General features: G+C 34.5%; 8 protein-coding genes. All 8 read right to left on the reverse strand.

Going from position 1 to position 19,889, the window contains the following annotated elements; all coding sequences use genetic code 11:
• Positions 1-129: 129 nt before the first annotated feature.
• Entirely contained in the window at positions 130-1,812 is a 1,683-nt protein-coding gene (locus ACRD62_RS05390) for a hypothetical protein (protein WP_430819107.1), read from the reverse strand.
• Positions 1,813-1,861: 49 nt separating this feature from the next.
• Positions 1,862-5,080, reverse strand: a complete 3,219-nt coding sequence (locus ACRD62_RS05395) for a SusC/RagA family TonB-linked outer membrane protein (protein WP_430819108.1) — start codon at positions 5,078-5,080, stop codon at positions 1,862-1,864.
• A gap of 24 nt (positions 5,081-5,104) precedes the next feature.
• A complete protein-coding gene (locus ACRD62_RS05400; protein WP_430819109.1) occupies positions 5,105-6,673 on the reverse strand; it encodes a fasciclin domain-containing protein in 1,569 nt (522 codons plus the stop codon).
• A 24-nt stretch (positions 6,674-6,697) separates the two neighbouring features.
• Entirely contained in the window at positions 6,698-8,662 is a 1,965-nt protein-coding gene (locus tag ACRD62_RS05405; protein ID WP_430819110.1) for a fasciclin domain-containing protein, read from the reverse strand.
• A gap of 11 nt (positions 8,663-8,673) precedes the next feature.
• A complete protein-coding gene (locus tag ACRD62_RS05410) occupies positions 8,674-10,266 on the reverse strand; it encodes a RagB/SusD family nutrient uptake outer membrane protein (protein WP_430819111.1) in 1,593 nt (530 codons plus the stop codon).
• Between the two features lie 49 nt (positions 10,267-10,315).
• Complete coding sequence (locus ACRD62_RS05415; protein WP_430819112.1) at positions 10,316-13,594, reverse strand: SusC/RagA family TonB-linked outer membrane protein; 3,279 nt, start codon at positions 13,592-13,594, stop codon at positions 10,316-10,318.
• Positions 13,595-13,607: 13 nt separating this feature from the next.
• Complete coding sequence (locus tag ACRD62_RS05420; protein WP_430819113.1) at positions 13,608-16,199, reverse strand: hypothetical protein; 2,592 nt, start codon at positions 16,197-16,199, stop codon at positions 13,608-13,610.
• Positions 16,200-16,855: 656 nt separating this feature from the next.
• Positions 16,856-19,651: a glycosyl hydrolase gene (locus ACRD62_RS05425; RefSeq protein WP_430819114.1), complete on the reverse strand. Its 2,796-nt coding sequence runs from the start codon at positions 19,649-19,651 to the stop codon at positions 16,856-16,858.
• Positions 19,652-19,889: the final 238 nt, after the last annotated feature.

Raw genomic sequence — 19,889 nt, forward strand, 5'->3', positions numbered from 1 at the left:
TCCCTTTTAGGGGAGGTTTGGTGGGGTATAATGAAAGTAAAGTTACAATTTGAAAGATTCCTTATTTGCAGAATCACTTTTTGGACACCCTCCTTAATTATTCAACTATTATAAACAGACTATAAGCACCTACTTACTTTGTAGATACCAATTATTTTCATCCATCAATTTTGCTCTGATAGCTTCTTTATTATCATATTTCTCAGCTACCTTATCAGCCAGATAAGCATTATCTCCTCTGCGTTTTGCTACACGCATTAAATCGTGGAAACGATTACCTTCAAATGCTGTTTCAAGTGCAAATTCTTCAATAATCTTATCTTCTACATAGTCCATTGAATCCTGCATTGTTTCTAGTTCAGGAATTGCAAAGGTTGTACTTGTTTCAATATTTCCACAACCGCGACCATGTATACCAATATTATATTGAGCTGAATATGTATTCTGATCCTCATCTATAAATGTTCCAATCCATTTAGATGCAGAAAAGTTGGTATATGGATAAAAAGTATATGAGGTCTCATCATACGATATATATTTTTCATCCCTTGGAATTAAAATGTCATTAGCCATTGTAAGTGGGCCTAAACCATTCTTTAATACAGCAAAAGCCATATTTGGTTTTTCCAGACGATTCAATGCCTCTGCGAATTTAAGGTACAAATGAGCAGAACGATATAGCACCAATGAACGGTATGATGTTCCATTCATAAAGGCAAATTTCATAATTCGACCTTTTTCGATGTTAAAAAGAGAACTGTTTTCATATAATTCGGCAGGCACATAAGAACCAAATGCTCTGATTCCACCTCTTAAATCACCTTCGATTGTAACAGTAGCTGTCTGATAATAGGTTTGTGTTTCCCAATTATTAATAGCAACATCCGAAGGTGCCAGTTGATTCATATAATAACTATTTAATGAATCCAATGGTGATCCATCCTCTTTATATTCTACAGTAGCAATTAATTTTGTAATTGTATTATATGAATTGCCATACAAGTTAATGTCCCAGTTCCAAGGGGAATACGTATCTTCATCAATGATCCCTTCATCTTCGCCATCGTATTTATTAACATACCTTGGATGTATATAATACAATTCATCATCGATTAAATCATAGTACTCACGAGCAGCATTTTCATACTGACCAGTCCATAAATATAAATCACCCAAAAGCATACGCACGTCAAAATACATATACGATGAGAATGCATCAGGTTTTTCTATTGATTTCCATGGAGCAAGATCATCAATTAACACAGGAGCTAACTCATCGAAGGTATAAACTTTAAATCCGCTATTTGCATCAGTTACATCCAGAATCGGTTCTTCAAAGTATTTTGCTTCACCATAGTTAAGAGCCAGTTGCATATATGTCCATGCTCTAATTGACTTAGCTGCAACATAATCACGATAATTCACTTTCTCTCCCTGAATAACAATTGCAGTATCTACGTTTGCTATTAGATAATTACAAAGATTTATTACAGAGTAATAAGCTCTTGAATCATTAAATTTATTATCCGAGCTAATATCGAAATTATAAATCTCTCTTAATTCCTCATCCGAAAAAGATGTTGTTTCCATCAAATCACCTCGCAACTCCCCTAACAGGACATATTGTTGCGATAGCAATTCCAATTCATTTAATATACCATTAATTGAATAGAAGTCCTTATCAGGAGATGACAGATCGACCTCAGACGGTAGTAATATCTGATCAGAGTCAGTACCTAATAATCCTTCACAGCTAACCAAAGTGACACTCAGTATAATTAATCCGATCGCTATGCTATATATTTTTTTCATACCTTTTATCTTTTTACATGTATGTAGCATGTTCCAATATTCTTTTCTGTTATAGATCTATTTTAACACCCATAAAGTAACTTCTTGTGAATGGTAATAAACCTGTATCAATACCTTGATATAATACCATATTAGAACTTGAAAACTCTGGATCCGATCCAAGATAGTTAGTCCAGGTGTATAGGTTATTAGCCGCAACCCAAACATTTAATCCAGCTATCACATTGGTTTTTAATGGCACTTTATAGTTTACAGTTAACGTTTTAAACCGCAGGAATGAACCATCCTCAATCCATCTGTCAGAGAAACGGGCATTACCCATTGGGTCACCATAGGTTGCTTTCGGTATTTCTGTTTGCTGTCCTTCGAAGAACCAACGGTTGGTCATTGCAGTTGATTGATTCATAAAATCACTTCCTGATTCAAGCAATGCCCTTTGATAGTTATAGACATCGTTTCCATAAGAAAAGGTAAATAATGCATTAACACTTAACCCCTTAAATGAAATATTTGTAAAAAATGAACCATACAAGTCAGGATTTGGGTCACCAATAATCTGTCTGTCTTTTTCAGTTATATAATGATTTCCATCTACATCATCGAAATACATATCTCCGGCACCAAAACTATGCTCAACACCATAACTATCTACAACTTTTAAATTAGCTGCAGTGGCTTCTGCCTCTGTTGAGAAAACACCTTTTGTTTTATATCCATAGAATACACCTGCTGCATTACCCACTGATGTAAGTATATCAGCACCATAAACTTCAGTCTCCATGTCTGTATTACCAGGTAATGCCTCAATTTTATTGGTATAATGACCAATTGATGCTCCTGTTTCCCATTTTAGATTCTTAAGATTCAATAATTTTACATTTGTTGAAACTTCGAAACCTAAATTTGATAACTCTCCATCGTTACTCCAATACATACCTGAACCTGCTATTTCAGGAAGTTCTTTCAGCATCAAAAGGTTTGTTGTATAACTCCTGTAAAAATCAGCATTTAAAGCCCATTTATCATTGAACCATATTGATTCAATTCCAACATTTGCTTTAGCTGTTGTTTCCCATTGTAATTCTTTATTACCAATATTACCAAAGATTAAACCATTGGCTCTGTTGTAATAGCGTACCGAAGTAAAATAGGATTGATTTGCATATGGATCCAGATTATCATTACCTGTAAAACCAAATCCTGCGCGTAATTTTAATTGATCCACAAAATCTACATTGCTCATAAATGTTTCTGATGAAATCAACCATGATGCTTCAACAGACGGAAATACAGCAAAACTATAGTCTCCTACTTGAAATCCCTCCTGGGTTTCTGAACCAAATACACTAGAACCATCAATCGCTACTGATGCAGCTGCAAAATACCTGTTATCATAGCTATAACCAATTCTGGCGTAACCTGATAGATATTTAATCTCATCGTTGATACCTTTTGTAATCTTATTGGTCAAACCTGCTGATAAATCACGGTCCTGATCTGTTCCGGTATTATGTCCTTCTCCAAAATCAGATTCGTAATAATTATATAGATATCTGAATCCAGCTAATACATTTACACGGTTTACTCCTTTTTTAAGATAATAATTAAGATAGGAGTCACTATAAATGGCAGTGTTACGCATCTGTTGGTTTCGGAACATATTCTCAGACCAACCCACATTATCAATGTAAATATCAGCTACACCCACAATAGGTCTGTAATAAGTTTCTTTTACCTTATTAAGACTGTAATCAAAAAGACTTGTAATTGATAGATTATCAAGTATTCTGAATGTTGGTTTAATTCCCATATTAAAGCGATACTGCTTACTTGTATTTAAGGCATTATCGATTACTGCAGTTGGGTTACTAATTCCAAATATATCGCTATCAGCAGGATCAGTCGTTAAGGTTCCTGAGGATGTATATAAAAACGGTGATAGATATGGTGATTTGATAAGTGCATTAAATGTAGGTGAAGTATAAAACTCGGTACCATCATCCATTAACGTTCTGTCAGTATTTGTATAACCAACATTAACTGCCAAATCAATTTGATCTGTCAAAGCTATATCAGCATTAAATCTGGATTGTAAACGATTCAAAGCTGTTGTATTAACAACTCCTTCATTACCGGTATATCCAACTGATAAGTTATATAATGCTTTTTCATCACCACCATTAACACTAATGTTACTGCTATGAAACATTCCTTGCTGATATACCTGATCGGCCCAGTTAGTATTATTATGATAGTCAAGATATGAGGATTTATCAGTATCCAGATTAAGGAAAGGTAAATCTTCAACTTCCATACCAAATCTATCTGCAACCTGTTGCTTACTCATTGAACTTAATACATCAGATGCATAGGTTGTAAACTGATCAACATTCATAGTTGGCAAAGAACTTGGTTTCTCGATGATACCAAACATTGAATTTACTTCAATCTTGGTTGCCATACCTGCTCCTCTTTTGGTTCTAATGATGATTACACCATTACTACCTTTACTACCATATATAGATGTTCCATCTTTTACAACACTTACGCTCTCAATATCATTCAGGTCGATATTCATTAAACTATTCCCAAAGTAACCTGAATGCAATGACTCTGCATCGTATTGATTATTCCAAATAACCCCATCAACCACAAATAAAGGTTGTGAATTGGCGTTAACAGAATTGTATCCTCTAATAAACATTGAAGACCCTATACCGGTAAGACCAGAACGACCAATACTTCTAACATCACCACCTAAATTACTTTGAATAAGTTCGTCAACTGAAACATAATTAGACGGATAAAATTCGTCTAACTCAGCCACTGAATTAGTTATATGTGAAGCTCTTTGATTACCTAATAATGTCTCCTTATCCTTGTATAAAGAATTAAATACATCAGAATACAGAACTATTTCAAGTTCAGTTTTACCTTTTACGGATATTTCGCGTGTATAGTAATCAAATGCCTTTACAACCAATACCTCAGTATCTTCTGTTATGCCAATTGAAAACTTACCTTCAGCATCAGTAGTTGCTGCTGATTCAAAATTTACAGTACTGATTTGTGCTGCAATTATTGGCTCTTTTGTTTTAGCATCTTTTACAACTCCTTTAATAAAACGTACCTCGTCAATATCCATATCCAAATCGCTCAGATCATCCTGTGCAAGAGCTGGGATAATAAATAAGGTACAAACCAAAGCCAGAACTAAACGAGTAAGAGCCTTATATTTTACTGTTTTAAACGATATCATTTGTTTCATTCTATTCATATTACAGTTTATACCTTACTCTAATACTGGTTCTAATTTGATACAGTCAATTCTCATATTTCTTGTGAGTTTTAAATCTGCATTGGAAGATTCAGCATCGGTTACTTCGTTGATTACTTCTAATTTTACAGGGAATTCCTCAATTGTAACATTCTCATCTTCATCGTAAGAGATGTATGGAACATTTGTATATTCAAAATCGAATTGTGTTACAAGCATTTTGGTTAATCCATCCGCCTTTACAACATTATCTGAAGGAGTTACCCTTAAACGACGTACACGACCTGTTGTTGAATTGATATAAGTAAGGACAAAGGAAACTTCCGTTTTAATTGTATCTGTTGCAACAATTGTTTCAGGTACAAACACACAATATATGTTGTATTTTGCTGATAATATGTTATCCAATGAGAAGGTAACACTTGGTTTTGCATTTGGACTGCTTGGTTCAACGTACAAATATGAGTCTTCTGAAATATCCAATCCAGAATTATAACTTGTACGAATAAACGGGTAGCTATTTGAATTATCTCTGGTTGCAGACGTTTCAGCTTCTAATTGAATTTTATTAAACCAACTCACTGTATCGCTAAATGGCATTAAATCTGTTATATACGCATAACCATTGCTTGCTTCTAACATTTCAGTGTTCGCAAATAATTCAGCTGGATTATAATACTTAGTATCAGTAGTTGAACTTATTGAATCGTAAGTAGAAGGATTTTCTATTTTATTTCTAAATACCATATCCTTCACCAAAGTATATTTGGTCATCTCCTCACTATAATCTTCTCCCCCTAAAACATCAGGAAAATTAAAATAAGGTTTGATTCTGTTGTAAGCTTCAATCCAGGCTGTATTAGTAGGATAAATAGTTGTATAAACACTATCTTCATTTGCTAAATCACCAATTGCATCCAGGATTAAGTTATTATCAATAAAAGTAGAGTCATAGATTCTTCTACCTTGCTCATCAATATCAATAACCGTACTGGCAGCTGGATTAAAAATATGTTGATCATTACCGTAAATATAGCTTTTCAACGAATCAAGACCTTCCAAATCACCAATGTACTCTTTTAAATTATTCAGATATGGAGCATATTGATTTAAAACATGCGTTAAGCCATTATTAACAGGAATATTTTGCTGAAGTAATTCAGCATGTCCAAATGTGAATAAATCCCCTGATTTCTCAAAACCAACGTTCTTACCACTTTGCATTTTAATTAAGCTCTCAACAATACCTGAAGTTCCTACTCGTCCTCTGGCAATATGATTGGTAACAATATGCTTTACCAGTGTTTCATCTGTAAGGTCAACATCAACCAATGCATCATTCACAGGAGCCCAAATAGTGAATGATTGGGAAGTTTGTAATACTTTATCATATCCAACAGATTTAACCATTGAAGTGAAAGTACTAAGGTCACTGTTAGCTTCAAGATACTCCATCATTGAAACATCTGCTCCTTCAAAGGTATCTTCTTCGTAGTGCTTATCCCATTCATCGTTACAGGATACAAATGCAATACCTAATGTTAATACCAGGAGAAAAGCACTTTTATAAATAGTATATTTCATATTCTTTTTAATTTCAATAATGCTTTAAAGTACATCTTCTGATTCTAATACCTCAACAGGAACAAACTCAAGGTAATCAAACATGAATTCACCAGCCTTCGCAGCTTTTGCCCGTAATACATGTGTTGTATCTTTATCAAAAGTATATATCCCAAGTATTCTTCTTAATGCTCGCTCACTGTCTCTGGCAATTGGTCCACCATAACCCCACGCATCTCTGACAAGTTTAAATGAACCAGGTCCTTTCATATAACCCCTGTTACGCATCATTTTGTCATTCTCAAATCCATCAGGGTCACTATAATTGGATCCTGGTTTTTCATAACCAATTTTAGGGTTTGTTGCAGTGATGGTTAGATCCAATGGAATACCACATGGTTTTCCATCCCAGTATAATTGTACCACACCTCTGTTACCAGTAGGCTGCCATCCAAATCGCACTTCATATGTACCTGCAGGTATTGGTAAGGTAGTTACCTCAAAGTCATACATTGTTTCACCTTGCTCTCCACCTAAAAACACTTCGTCTCCCTGGTAATCCAGAAATCTGTCATCAGATGTTAAGTAACCAAAACTTGTTCCCGGTGCAACAGAAACCCTTTCAATGTAACCAGTAGGAAATCTCCAGCTTTCATAAGGATAATCATCACGTGCTTGTCCCACTCTGATATTGTTATTGGCAAACTCAGGGAAGAAACTGGCAGCATCCATTCTTAATCGTTTAGTCGATAACATCTGCTTTACTTCTACCGAGTAAGCAAGTATATTATCAATTTCATGATACACACCATTTAAGGCATCATTATCATAGTTATCAGTCAGTTTTACTTCACTTCCATCAGCAACACGGTTAAAAATATCATATGGATCCAGCACGTTTGTTCTGTCGGTTCTCACCTCCAATAATGTATTTGGACACATTGTTTCGATATATTCATACATATCATATGCCTGAACCGAATGTGTTCCACCATCAACACTATAATTTTCACCTGTCTTATCAAACTTCTCAATAAAGAAAAGTCTTGGAATTTTTTTATCAAGCAAGTGATATGCAATAAATCTGTTTAAACTGTTTTTTCGATCAGTAATATCAGTAATACCAGCGTCTTCAGGAAAAACAGGATCATAAATTTCTTTCGCTTTCGCTTTCATATCTTCTAAATCGAAAATACTGTTCTCAGCCAAAACCTGATCGCTCTCAGCTAAAATGGTAAAACCATATTTACGCTCGAAAGGAACTCTGTTGATAGAACCATTACCTCCAGCTGTATTCTCTCTTACTTCAAGATCACTTGGTAGTACATATGAATCATCTTTTATTAAACCCAATTCACCAGCCAAGCCAGTTGCCACGAGTGCCTCGGAAAACAATTTAAAATTCTCATCTTCCGATATTGCTTCAACAACAGTACTTTCTGTAGGGTTCAAGACCTTATCTAATACATGAACAATACCATTATGCAACTCAATATCTTTAGAGATAATTTTGGATTCTGAATTTACCAGATAATAAAAACCTCCTGAAGTCGTTTCAACTTGCGTTTTAAGATATCTTCCACTCATTGTTAATTTTGATAAGAAACCTATTCCAAAATCTGTAGTAGGAATCTCAAAATTCTGAATGATATGATCATGCGCAATCTTTTTTAAACTATCCATCGGAAATTGTTCAATTGAACTCTTACCTTTTGATTGATAGTAGGTATACATTGCCTCATTATCTGGCAAAAAACACGTATACATCCCATAGGCATTTAATAAGCCTTTAACGGAAGTTGTATCTAATATTTTTGAGAATTCTGAAAATTCATCCGGACGTGTTGTAATATATTCACCAATAGTTTCGCCGGTAAATGTAAAATAGTTATTACCCAGGTTATCATCGTAACAGGAAGATAACGTCAGGATCATAAGACCAAACACACCAGCAAATAACTTATTGCTACGTCTCTTTAAATAAAAACTGATTTTTCTGTAACTATTCATAACTCACTGATTTAATTACCTGTTGAACTACTAGAATTAACCTGGTAAAATGGATTCTGCTCTAATGCCGAGTTCGCTTTTATTTCATCAATATGTATTGGAAGATAAAGTGCATCCATCACTGACATTTTAGCTTCAACATTATCACCTGAACCACCAAACTTTTTAAGAACATAATTAACTAAAGTTGATGGAGAGTCTTCTCTACGTGCTAGTCGCATTAGATCAAACCAACGCTTTCCTTCCCACATTAATTCTCTTTGTCTCTCACGAAGGATTAAATTTCTTAAATCAACTCCTTGATAATTATCTAATTGTAACGAATCCTGGGTAACAGGATTTGATCGTAGGAAAGTTTCATTAACTAAATCAATTACTCCCTGATCATCATTACCAATTTCGTACAAAGCTTCTGCTTTCATCAGAATTACATCCGACAAACGATAAACTACCCAGTTTGACCAATCAATACGATATGAATAACCATATGATGAACCATCAGAAGAAGTTGATTCATATTTTAAACCAACATATTTAAACGGATAAAACGTTTCATCGTCGATTTGTTGAATGTAATCTGTTTTTCTAATATCGTCTTCTCCTTCAATTACTCCGGCAGAAGCTTCATAATTAAAAGGACCACCTTTCTGAGTCATATTGAAAGGATACTTCCAAAAACCCAATTCACGACCATAGTAACCCAAATAATCACGTACTATATTATTGGTAATTCCTGAGCTCACATATTGTAATTCAAATATACTTTCAGTTGAATTACCCAGATAGAAAACATTATCCAGTACATCTTCTCTTTCTTCAAGATAAAGGGTTTTATCAGCCAGAACAGCATCACAATAATTAACGGTTGCCTGATAATCGTTACGCCAAAGAGCAATATCAGCTAATAAAGTGTTGATAAGATTTTTTGTTACACGACCTTTATTATAATCCTCAACATCATATCCATCAGTAATATAGTTTAAGGATTCTTTCAAATCTAAGGTAATGGAATCAAGAACTACTTCTTCTGGTGACTTGGCAATATTATAATCCTGACTATCATCAATACTAGGAGTGCTAATCCATGGTACTTCTTTATAGGTTCTTACCAGGTAGAAATATGACAAAGCACGTATGGTTAACACTTCAGCCCTTGCCATCTGATACTTAGCCTTTGTAAAATTTGGATCCAAATCCAGAACATCAGGAGAAAAATACAGCCAGTTATTACAATAGTTAATGGTTCGATACATTGGAGTCCACGCTACATAACCATTACTGGTTGTAATATCCACATTGATCATACGGAACATATCATCCGGTGTATCGCTACCACTTACTACATTATCACTTCTCAATTCACCCCACACCATCACTCTTGCCAGGTAATCATCTTCCAACATTGAACGGTAACAAGCTGCAAGTACCTGGTTTACCTGTGATTCATTCTGCCAGTAATCTTCCAATACCTGATCACTTTCTGGTCTTACATCAAGCCAATCAGTGCATGATGTAAAACTAACTGATATGATAAAAGCCAGGAGTACTGAATAGAAACTACCCAATTTTGATCCTTTTATATTCTTAGAAATTACTTTTATCATTACTAACCTGTTTTTATTAAAATTTATCAAATTCATCCTACATCACTGATTAAAAGGTTACTGATAATCCTAACATACAATCCTTTGATCTCGGAGTTTGACCTGTATCGGTTGTAACACCTAATCCACCGTATCCAATCTCTGGATCAACTCCTGAATAATTTGTCCATACATAAATATTATTCAGAGTAAGAAAGAATCTTAGACTTTCGATATTATACTTTTTCAGTTTTTCTCTCTTTACTGAATAATTGAAGGATAAATATTTGAAACGTAAGAATGATCCATCTTCAACATAACGGTCACTTCCCAGCCAGTTATATCCATACTGATATAATGCTCTTGGCATTTCAGTCACATCTCCGTCCTTACGCCAGCGCCAGTTAACCGAAGTACTCTGATTGTTATAACTGTACATGTTTTCAGCATACATACGGTTTGCATTCACAACCTTATTTCCATATCGGAAGTTAAAAAAGGCTGACATACCAAATTGTTTGAATGTAATCTGAGTACCGAAACCACCATTTAATTTTGGGTTAGAGTTACCTAAATACACAATATCCAGCTCATCAATATTTCCATCATGGTTAATATCTTCATACATGGCATCACCGCCTCTAAACTGGTACTCGTTACTAAGCCCATAAGCAAAATACATTGGCAATGGATTACCTCTTGAATCTGTAATTACATTACCACTGCCATCGCGCGCTACTGGTGCACTTTCCTGACTTCCTTCAATATAATCGTTGTACTGATATACACCTTTATATCTAAAACCATAGATAGAACCAAAAGCATGTCCTTCCTGTAAACGAGTCATGTACTTCCCATTTTCATAGGTATAATCCGTATTATACTGATTCAAAATATCATCACGGAGCTCAATAATTACATTTCGGTTATTTGCTACGTTAAAATTAAAATCGACTCTAAGATCCTTAGTTTTTATTAGATTATTGGTTTGCAGATTAATTTCATAACCCTGGTTATCCATGGTTCCAACATTCTGAGTTGAAATAGTAGTATAACCCGATGTTGAAGAAACCTGTGTATCATTAAATAGTAGATCCTCTGTTCTTCTCTTATATAAGTTCAAATCAAAAACCAACTTATCATTTAACAAACCAAGATCCATACCCATATTCCATTGAGTAGTTGTTTCCCATTTCAAGTCAGACAATCTCATGTTAACAGGTCTTGTTGCAGGTAATCCCATATAATTACCATAATCGGAATAAATACTAAAGTGTAAATATTCTTTTCCGGGAGGGTTACCACCAACACCCCAGCTTGGGCGAACAGCTAAGAAACTAAGCCATCTACTGGTACTTTGCATAAAAGGTTCATCAGAGATGATCCATTTTGCAGAGATGGCAGGAAATGTACCAAACTTTCGGTCTTCTCCAAACTGAGTACTACCATCACTTGTTATAGTACCTGATAAAACATATCTGGATTTGAACACATAATGTGCTCTGGCTAAGAATGAAACGCCACGATAGGCCCATCTGCTGGAACCAAAATCAGCATCCGGCACAAAATATCCCGGTATAGAAGCATCAATAAATTCACCTGGTAAATTTGTTTTACCAATAGTCTGACTGGCTCCATTACCTGTCCTGATCCTGTTCTTACCCTGAATCATTAAACTGTGATTAGGATTTGCAAAACGTGACTGCCAGGTAATGTTATTTTCGATATAAACACTTGTTGACTCGCTATCAGAGTTATAACTTCTATTAACACCATCTTCTGCATAAGGAGCATTACTGGCTTCTGCAGGTAAGAATTGAGTATTCTTTGTATTACTAATGTCAAAATTGACAATTACATCATACCTTAAATACTGTGTCTCAGGATTCAAGATGTCATATCTAAGTCTGAAGGTTGGAAGAATACGATAGTTAGCCTGATTATTGGTAGCCAGATTTGCCAAAGCTACAGGATTATATAAGTTCTTCTGATCATCGTGCAACGATGAGGTTCTTGAAATATTATAATAATTATTCGTATTAACTCCATCTGCATCCTGCTCATAAACACTTACGTTAGGCATTTTGCGATAAGCTATATCCAACAAATTGGCATAACTCCTATCATTATCTGTATAAGTAAATGAGATATCAGATATAAACTTAATTCTTCTAGACACATCGTATTCAAAATATGCTCTTGATGACATCCTGTCGAGTTTCTGACCGATAACAGTACCCGTTTGTGTTAAAAAACCACCGGAAATCCTATATTTTGCTCGATCTCCACCTCCAGAAAGACTCAAATAATGATCGTGTTTAAATCCAATCTGAGAAACTTCTTTTACCCAATCTGTATTATTATTGAAATTCTGATATTCAGAGAAGTTTGGATTATACATCAATTCCGAAATATCGGCAGCTGATTCATCTTGCCTTGGATTAAAAAGAGCTTGCTTCATCATCATGGTGTAGTCATCACCGTTAAGCATCTTTAAACCTCTTGGCTGTACAACTCCGGTTAAACGATACGAATACTGTAGATGTGTTGGTCCTTTTGCACCTCTCTTGGTTTTAATAACCAAAACTCCATTTGCACCTTTGGTTCCCCAAACTGCAGTAGAAGCTGCATCTTTAAGTACAGTAATCTCCTCAATATCGTCAGGGTTAATACTTAACAAAGTAGCAAATTCATCTTCTGTCGCATTTGCAAAATCAAAATTAGGATCAACATCCATTTCAAAAGGTACGTCATTAACCACTATTAATGGTTCACTACTTGCATTAATAGACGTTGTACCTCTAATTCTCATAGAAGTACCAGAACCAGGGTCACCTGAGTTAGCAACAATATCCAAACCTGCAATACGTCCCTGCAGTGCATCATCAATAGAAGTGGTTGGCATACCTTCCAGTTTTTCCATATTTACGGTCTGAACGGCTCCTGAAACTTCTCTTTGGGCAATTGAGAAAGAACCTTCACTATGCCTCTTCTGAGCGATTACGGCAACCTCTTCAATTGATTGCCTATCCTCTTCCATAGTAACATTTATAAGGGTTTTATCTCCTATTTGTCTGGTAAGGCTCTTAAAACCTATAAATGAAAACACTAAATCATGGTTGGTGTTCTTTACTTTCAACACATACTGCCCATTAAAATCAGTAATGGTAGCTGTGATAATCCTTTGTTGAGCATCCATTTCAACAACTGTGGCTCCAACCAGACCTTCTCCATCAGTAGCAGAAATCACTTTCCCACTAATTACAACCTCTCCACCTGATTGTCCAATAGCGTTGACTGGTAACAAAACAAAAGCCAACAAAATGGTAATTATATAATTTAATTTCATATTCATATCGGATTTACTCAAACTTCAAGACTTTATCTATTTGGTGAATAACTGCAGTTGAGGAAGTAATAATTCGAGAACTATTAAATGCAGAGCTTCCAGAGCCACTACCATCTATCTCTCTGAAATTACTTGGGTTATTATTAAACACATAATCCCTTACCAAAATATTATATAATCCAGATGTTTTTAACACCTTGGCAGTATATGGATCTTCATCTACCCCAGGCTTCCAATCTGTTGTCAGATAGATATCCTGACCATCCTGATAAACTCCAATTTTGAAATACTTATTAATGTAGGTTCCAAAATAAGTATCTCCGGGAGCCTTATCCAGATTGATAGTACTCGACTGATATGTGTATGGAGTAGTAGCAGTACCAATTTCAGGTCCACCAACAAAGACTGAATTATCCTGGAAATGATATCTCAGAAAACGTTCCATTTTTTCAATCTCATTTTGCTTCTCTGTTATATCTTCTATGGCATCAATAACATCCCAGGTATTAAGCTCACCTGCATCAATTGCAGCCTGAATAGCTTCATTGGTTGGAACATATACTGTATAATTAAAAGTATTGAAGAAACGTATGTTATAATCAATTCCGAAGTAGTTGGTTTTCCTAACAAATACCACTGAAGTAGAAGTAGATGGAAATCCATTTAATAATTCGAAGAATTTACTGAATTCCGGTGTTTCACTCAATACTTTATAAACCGAACGAACCGGAGTTTGAAGTGGCTTGTCGATTAAATAAGTGTTACCATTATTTTGTCCATAGACATCCAGTATATTAACATCCAAATTATTTGCTACATCAAAACCACCTTGCACCTTTAAATTACCATCATCTGAAACTTTAAGAACATTGTTTCCCTTGGTAAAATAAAAGTTATCTCCTGTTTCAACATTGCCAATTACAATGTGATTATCCAATAGATCCAGTAGGCGATTTGAAATAAAGTCTGTATTTGTTATCACACTTAATGAATCTCCAATTACACCTGTACTGATATCATAACTATATACTGTAGCATTAACCGCACCAGTTGTTTCATTATACCAATATTTTAATGCTCCCGGAACATCTTTACTATATGCTATTGGATCGATATATCGACTAAAATATTCATCAGATGGAACAAAGAAAGAATAAGTATTTTCCAATGAGTTTAAATATAACCTGAACTCATTCTGACGAACAGCCCAATTAAATACTTTCGTTTTTTTACCAAATAACACAGGTGCATAAACCGAAACATAATCATCTGGAGGAAATACTTTATTGGTATGATAAACCAATCCATTTACCCCAACATATGTACTTTCAATATCAGCATCTGAAATCTCAATTTTTGAGTTCTCCGTATCCTTCATATCTTCAAACTGTGAAGGAATACTTCCATTAAAAGAAAGTCTTAGGTGACGATTCATCAATAAGGCAAGAATGTCATCCGGAACTTCTTCCCATGTGATATAACGCTCTTTTAAGATACGACCCGTACCATTTTCCCAATAATCATCCATTGCGGCATCAGTCGGCACAAGTAAAGTACCCATATCTGCCTGAAGACCTGTATTTTCAGCAATATAACGATTGCTTCCAGGATTGAAGTTTAATAAATACTCTTCCCCAATCTCATTTCCATTTATAAACCATGAAGATCCTTCAGGATACTTATATAGATACCCTTTCACAAAAATACTATCATCCGTATTATGCTTTAGGTTGTAAGTTTCACTTAAATCTTCATCATACCAACCAAAGCTATAACGATCCAGTAATTTTGAAAAAGTTGTTGAATTTGCGTAATGATGTACATGTTCAGCCATATTATCACGAGGTAACATTACATCCTGTAATACATGGACATATCCATTCTTGCAAATAATATCTCTTTCAACAACAGGTATATCAAAAACATGGGCATCATGAGTACTTCTTTCCTGACCTGTTATGACTTTGAAATCAGAATTAGTAATACCTTTTGTTTTCAACATTTTTTCAAAGAAGTAAACAATTGGTGCAGATTGATTATCTTTTACAATCTTCATTCCATTAGTTCTGTAACGGTCCCAATAGCTAACCCATGGACCCTGAATTGGAAGATCATTACCAATGTCAAAACCAACACTGTCAACCGGATCATTCGCTGTAGTTCTACGTAATGCGGAGCCATATTGTAAAGTTCCACTGTAATTAAAATTTGATAATGTTTCAATTAGATAAGCATTATCAATCATACCGAATTTCAGAATCATATTCTTCTCCGTAAGAGTCAGATCTTCATAAGAAGTTACTCCCCAGTCATTGTTCTGAAAAAATCTCTCGAATGCATCGTCATCAGCAACAAAAAGAGTCTTACTACCGGTTCTTGACAAAATTTCTTTGTAATCCTTCGTATCCTCTATCAGTTTCACATATGTCTGGAAATTACCGTTGGATTTCAGATAATCATAGATACTTGCTCCTAACCATTCAGGTTCTTCTTCATCGTATCTGAATACATCATCCTTACAGGAAATAACTCCAAAACTCGTCAGTATAATAAGAACAAACAATATTGCCTTACCGACTTGCCATTCCCTAAAATTATTTTTCATCCTTTGAATTAATTTCATAATCTACTTTCATAAAATTATGGACAGTTAATACATGATTTTTATTTATTTTTTAATTCTTAACAAGATTAAAATTGATATCTCATCATTTTACCATGTCAAAACTATTTGACAGCTGTTAATTATTGTTACATTTTTTCGATTATTACTATACTGAATTTGATTCTGTGTTCATTTATATTCATTTAAAATAACTTCACCACCTTTTAATTACCTTATTATCTGCATGATTCGAATTGATTTTATTTTACATCTTATCAAATCAATTATCAATAAAGAATAATGTCGTTATTTGAACATTTTTGAAATAGTGAACATTTTTTATACTTTTTAAATTGGACACAGAAATAGAACAATAATGTTATTTTAACGTTTCACAAGATTATTTAAAATACGGTTTACAGACTATCAATTTTTCGTCAGTTAAGCATACAAATTCAGCAGAACCAATTTATCGTCAAACAACTAAATTAAAGACCTGAATGCTTAGACCTTAAGATTTAAAATCATTTTAAAATAAATATTTAATTTTTTCATTTTGCAGCAAAAGCATCTGTGCAAAAACGAAATCATATAACTAAAAAAAGGTTGTAAAAGTGAAATCGTATCACCTTTACAACCCTCTTCTACTTTAAAATTTATTGTTTAATGATTTTTTGCAAGTATTCTTCACCAACTTTAATCAGATAAACACCAGGCGATAGTTTGCTCAGATCAATTGAGGCATTTACCATTTCTTCAATAACCGTTTGTCCGGCCATATCAATCACCTGTACATTTAGTTCATCTGTTAAATCGATGTATAAAATATCTTTTACCGGGTTCGGATATACATTCAAACCCTTATATTTACTCTCTCCTAAACCAGTTATCACCTGATCAGCAGACATATCCATTATTATCCAACCCAGCTTATCCTGCAATACAGATGAAATACCATTTGAAGTCTCTCTTAGTCTTGCAATTTTAAATGCATTACTTACACTTGTATTTGGATAATATCTGACGTTAGAAGCAAATGAATTTGCTTTTGTTAACAAGCTTCCAAAAACGACAGGATCTGCATATGTTTCATCATATGTTACAGAGATAGGTGTTGTAACAATACCGGCACCATCTTCAGTTGATCCAACTGTTACTCTTTTTGTACCAATCACTCCCTGACCTTTTTCAATCGCTAAAAAGTCAATATTCTCAGCAAAAGTAGCCGTACTAATACTCTGTTCGCTCATTAAACAAAGTTCAAAACCTGTTGTTGTTACATTTTGAATTGCAACGGTTGTTGGGAAGAATGTACCATTACTTACTTGTGTACAAAATACCACCGGAACGGTTTCAAACTCTTCAGTAAAAGTAACAGAAACCCAATCTCTTTGAATTCCGCTAACTTGACCTACCTCACCTTTTAGTCCTCCAAAATCATAAACACCACTATTTAAAGCTAAAGCTGCCACATTATCAGTAGCAGATAATGTTGGATCATTCAGGTATGTCCAGGTATCTATTTGAAACTGAAAAGTTGTGGTTGATACACTATTTACTCTTTGTGTCATTGGGTAGACATTATTAAATGTCTGTGCACCCATAATTATACGAGGAGTAGTAGTAAACTTCTCTGAGAAATAACAAGAGGTCCAGTCTGTATTACTTAACTGCATCTCACCGGTCTGAATAGCATTGGTTCCTCCTGTCTGGAAATATGAAACTTCATTTGAACTTAAATATTCTCCATCGCTTTTTAACAGACTTATACGGTATGTAACTCTTCCACTATTAGTTTGATCAACTGGATCTAAGTAATATAATACACTTACATCGTCACTATAATATATTTCTTCATAAGATCCATCATTGATCTTTTTCTCAATCTTATATGCCTTACTTAGCTCACCATTAGGATCCGTCCATGACAGACGCATATTATTTGATAAAGAAAGATATCTGAAAGCTAGTGTTGGATCGCTATAATTCCATCCTGGTATAATATCATATTGTCCTGTATAAGCAATAGGAGCATTATGATCTCTGTAATACTCACCAAAAGGTGTCAGCACAACATCATAGCCATTACCATCCTGATATAAGACGGGTGCATCTTGAATCCAGTCACCACGCTGATTACCTGTATTTACCCAATCTAAGTATGTATCATTGATGGTAACAACCATAGCTCTACAATCCTCTACCCAGTCATAAAAATAGTAGCGTTCGATAAATGAACAGGTATCCAACACATTAAGAATAGCCTTCATATTACTAAGTTGCTTGGCAACATTATTGGTAGTAGCTAATCTTGTATCATTATCCGGCCAGGTTTCTGTTGTCCAGTTGGCCCCATTATTCATCTCTGTAATCCAGATCGGACGACCACCGCATCTGTCGTGATAATCTTTTAGAGTGCTATACCAACCTGAAGCTGAATTATTCCAATAAGAGTGAACAGCAACAAAATCTACCCTGTAATTTTCGTCTTCACATGCAGCGACATAATCAAAAAGGTTTTTTCCTGTATTACCCGACCAGGCATTTGCATATGCCGGTGATCCAACTCTTAAACCAGAACCATACATACCAGGCCAAATAGCAATCATATCTGCATGTGTCATATTAGACTGATCTGTTTGATCTGGTTCGTTGTAACCCAACAAATGAGTAATATTTTGTTTATTATTTATATCAGTCCAACCTGGCCATCCACCATTCTGACGAATAGCAGCATACTCATAGTTATCCGAACTTGATCCTCCAATATTCCAGTCATAATAACCTGTACCATTAATAATATTTGGATCCCATCCGGCTTTTCCTTTTTTAGTTACCCATTGATGTTTAAAAACTCTGATAAAAGAAACCGAACCTAGTAGTTCGCCCGGCATATTTATTTCTATATCTGCATCATGCGCGATAAAGACACGACTATATCCTGATCCATCAGCATTATTTGCAAAAGTAGCCTGATATCCTCTTTTTAATTTGAAAGAATGAATTGCATTATCAAAATCACCTAAACTATTATAATAAGTATGTATGGCACATTGTAAGGATTCTCCGGAAAAATCATCACCTGTATAAACAGTTAAAGGTTTAAAAGATGAACTGTGAGGCATCAAAACAGATCCGTGACCATAAATAGCTACTCTACCATTGGTACCCTGAACAAAAGATGAACCATTAACCAATACATTGTCAAGATAATTAGCAATTACATCTGAAGGCTTAATATTATCAAAGAAAACCCATGCATCTACATTATTCAACGACACTGTACTATTTACAAATGGTGCATCACTTGATGTTATATGTAATTCTTTAGCTACATCTAAAACTCTGGTTTCATCTGTTAGCTGTGTTACTATTTCAACTTCAATACCCATAGCAGGTATGGATAATAAAGCAAAAAACATTAAAAAGGTAAAAAGAAATTTTTTCATCATTCTTAACTTAATCTAGTTCCTAAATATTTTCCCCTAAGTGTTAATAAACGACTCTAACATTAAATTTTAAAATGAATTTACTAATGTTAATATTCGTAAAATTAACGGCTGCAAAATAGCATCTCAAATACATTTACTCTTGAACAAATCAATAAAAAAGTGTCACTTTTTCTTTATTATAACTCCAAATTCAACCTTAAATGATTTAATTATAATGACGAATTAACATCCAAATCCA

Origin of the sequence: Carboxylicivirga caseinilyticus, assembly GCF_050589785.1 — a bacterium.
Lineage (GTDB): Bacteria > Bacteroidota > Bacteroidia > Bacteroidales > Marinilabiliaceae > Carboxylicivirga > Carboxylicivirga caseinilyticus.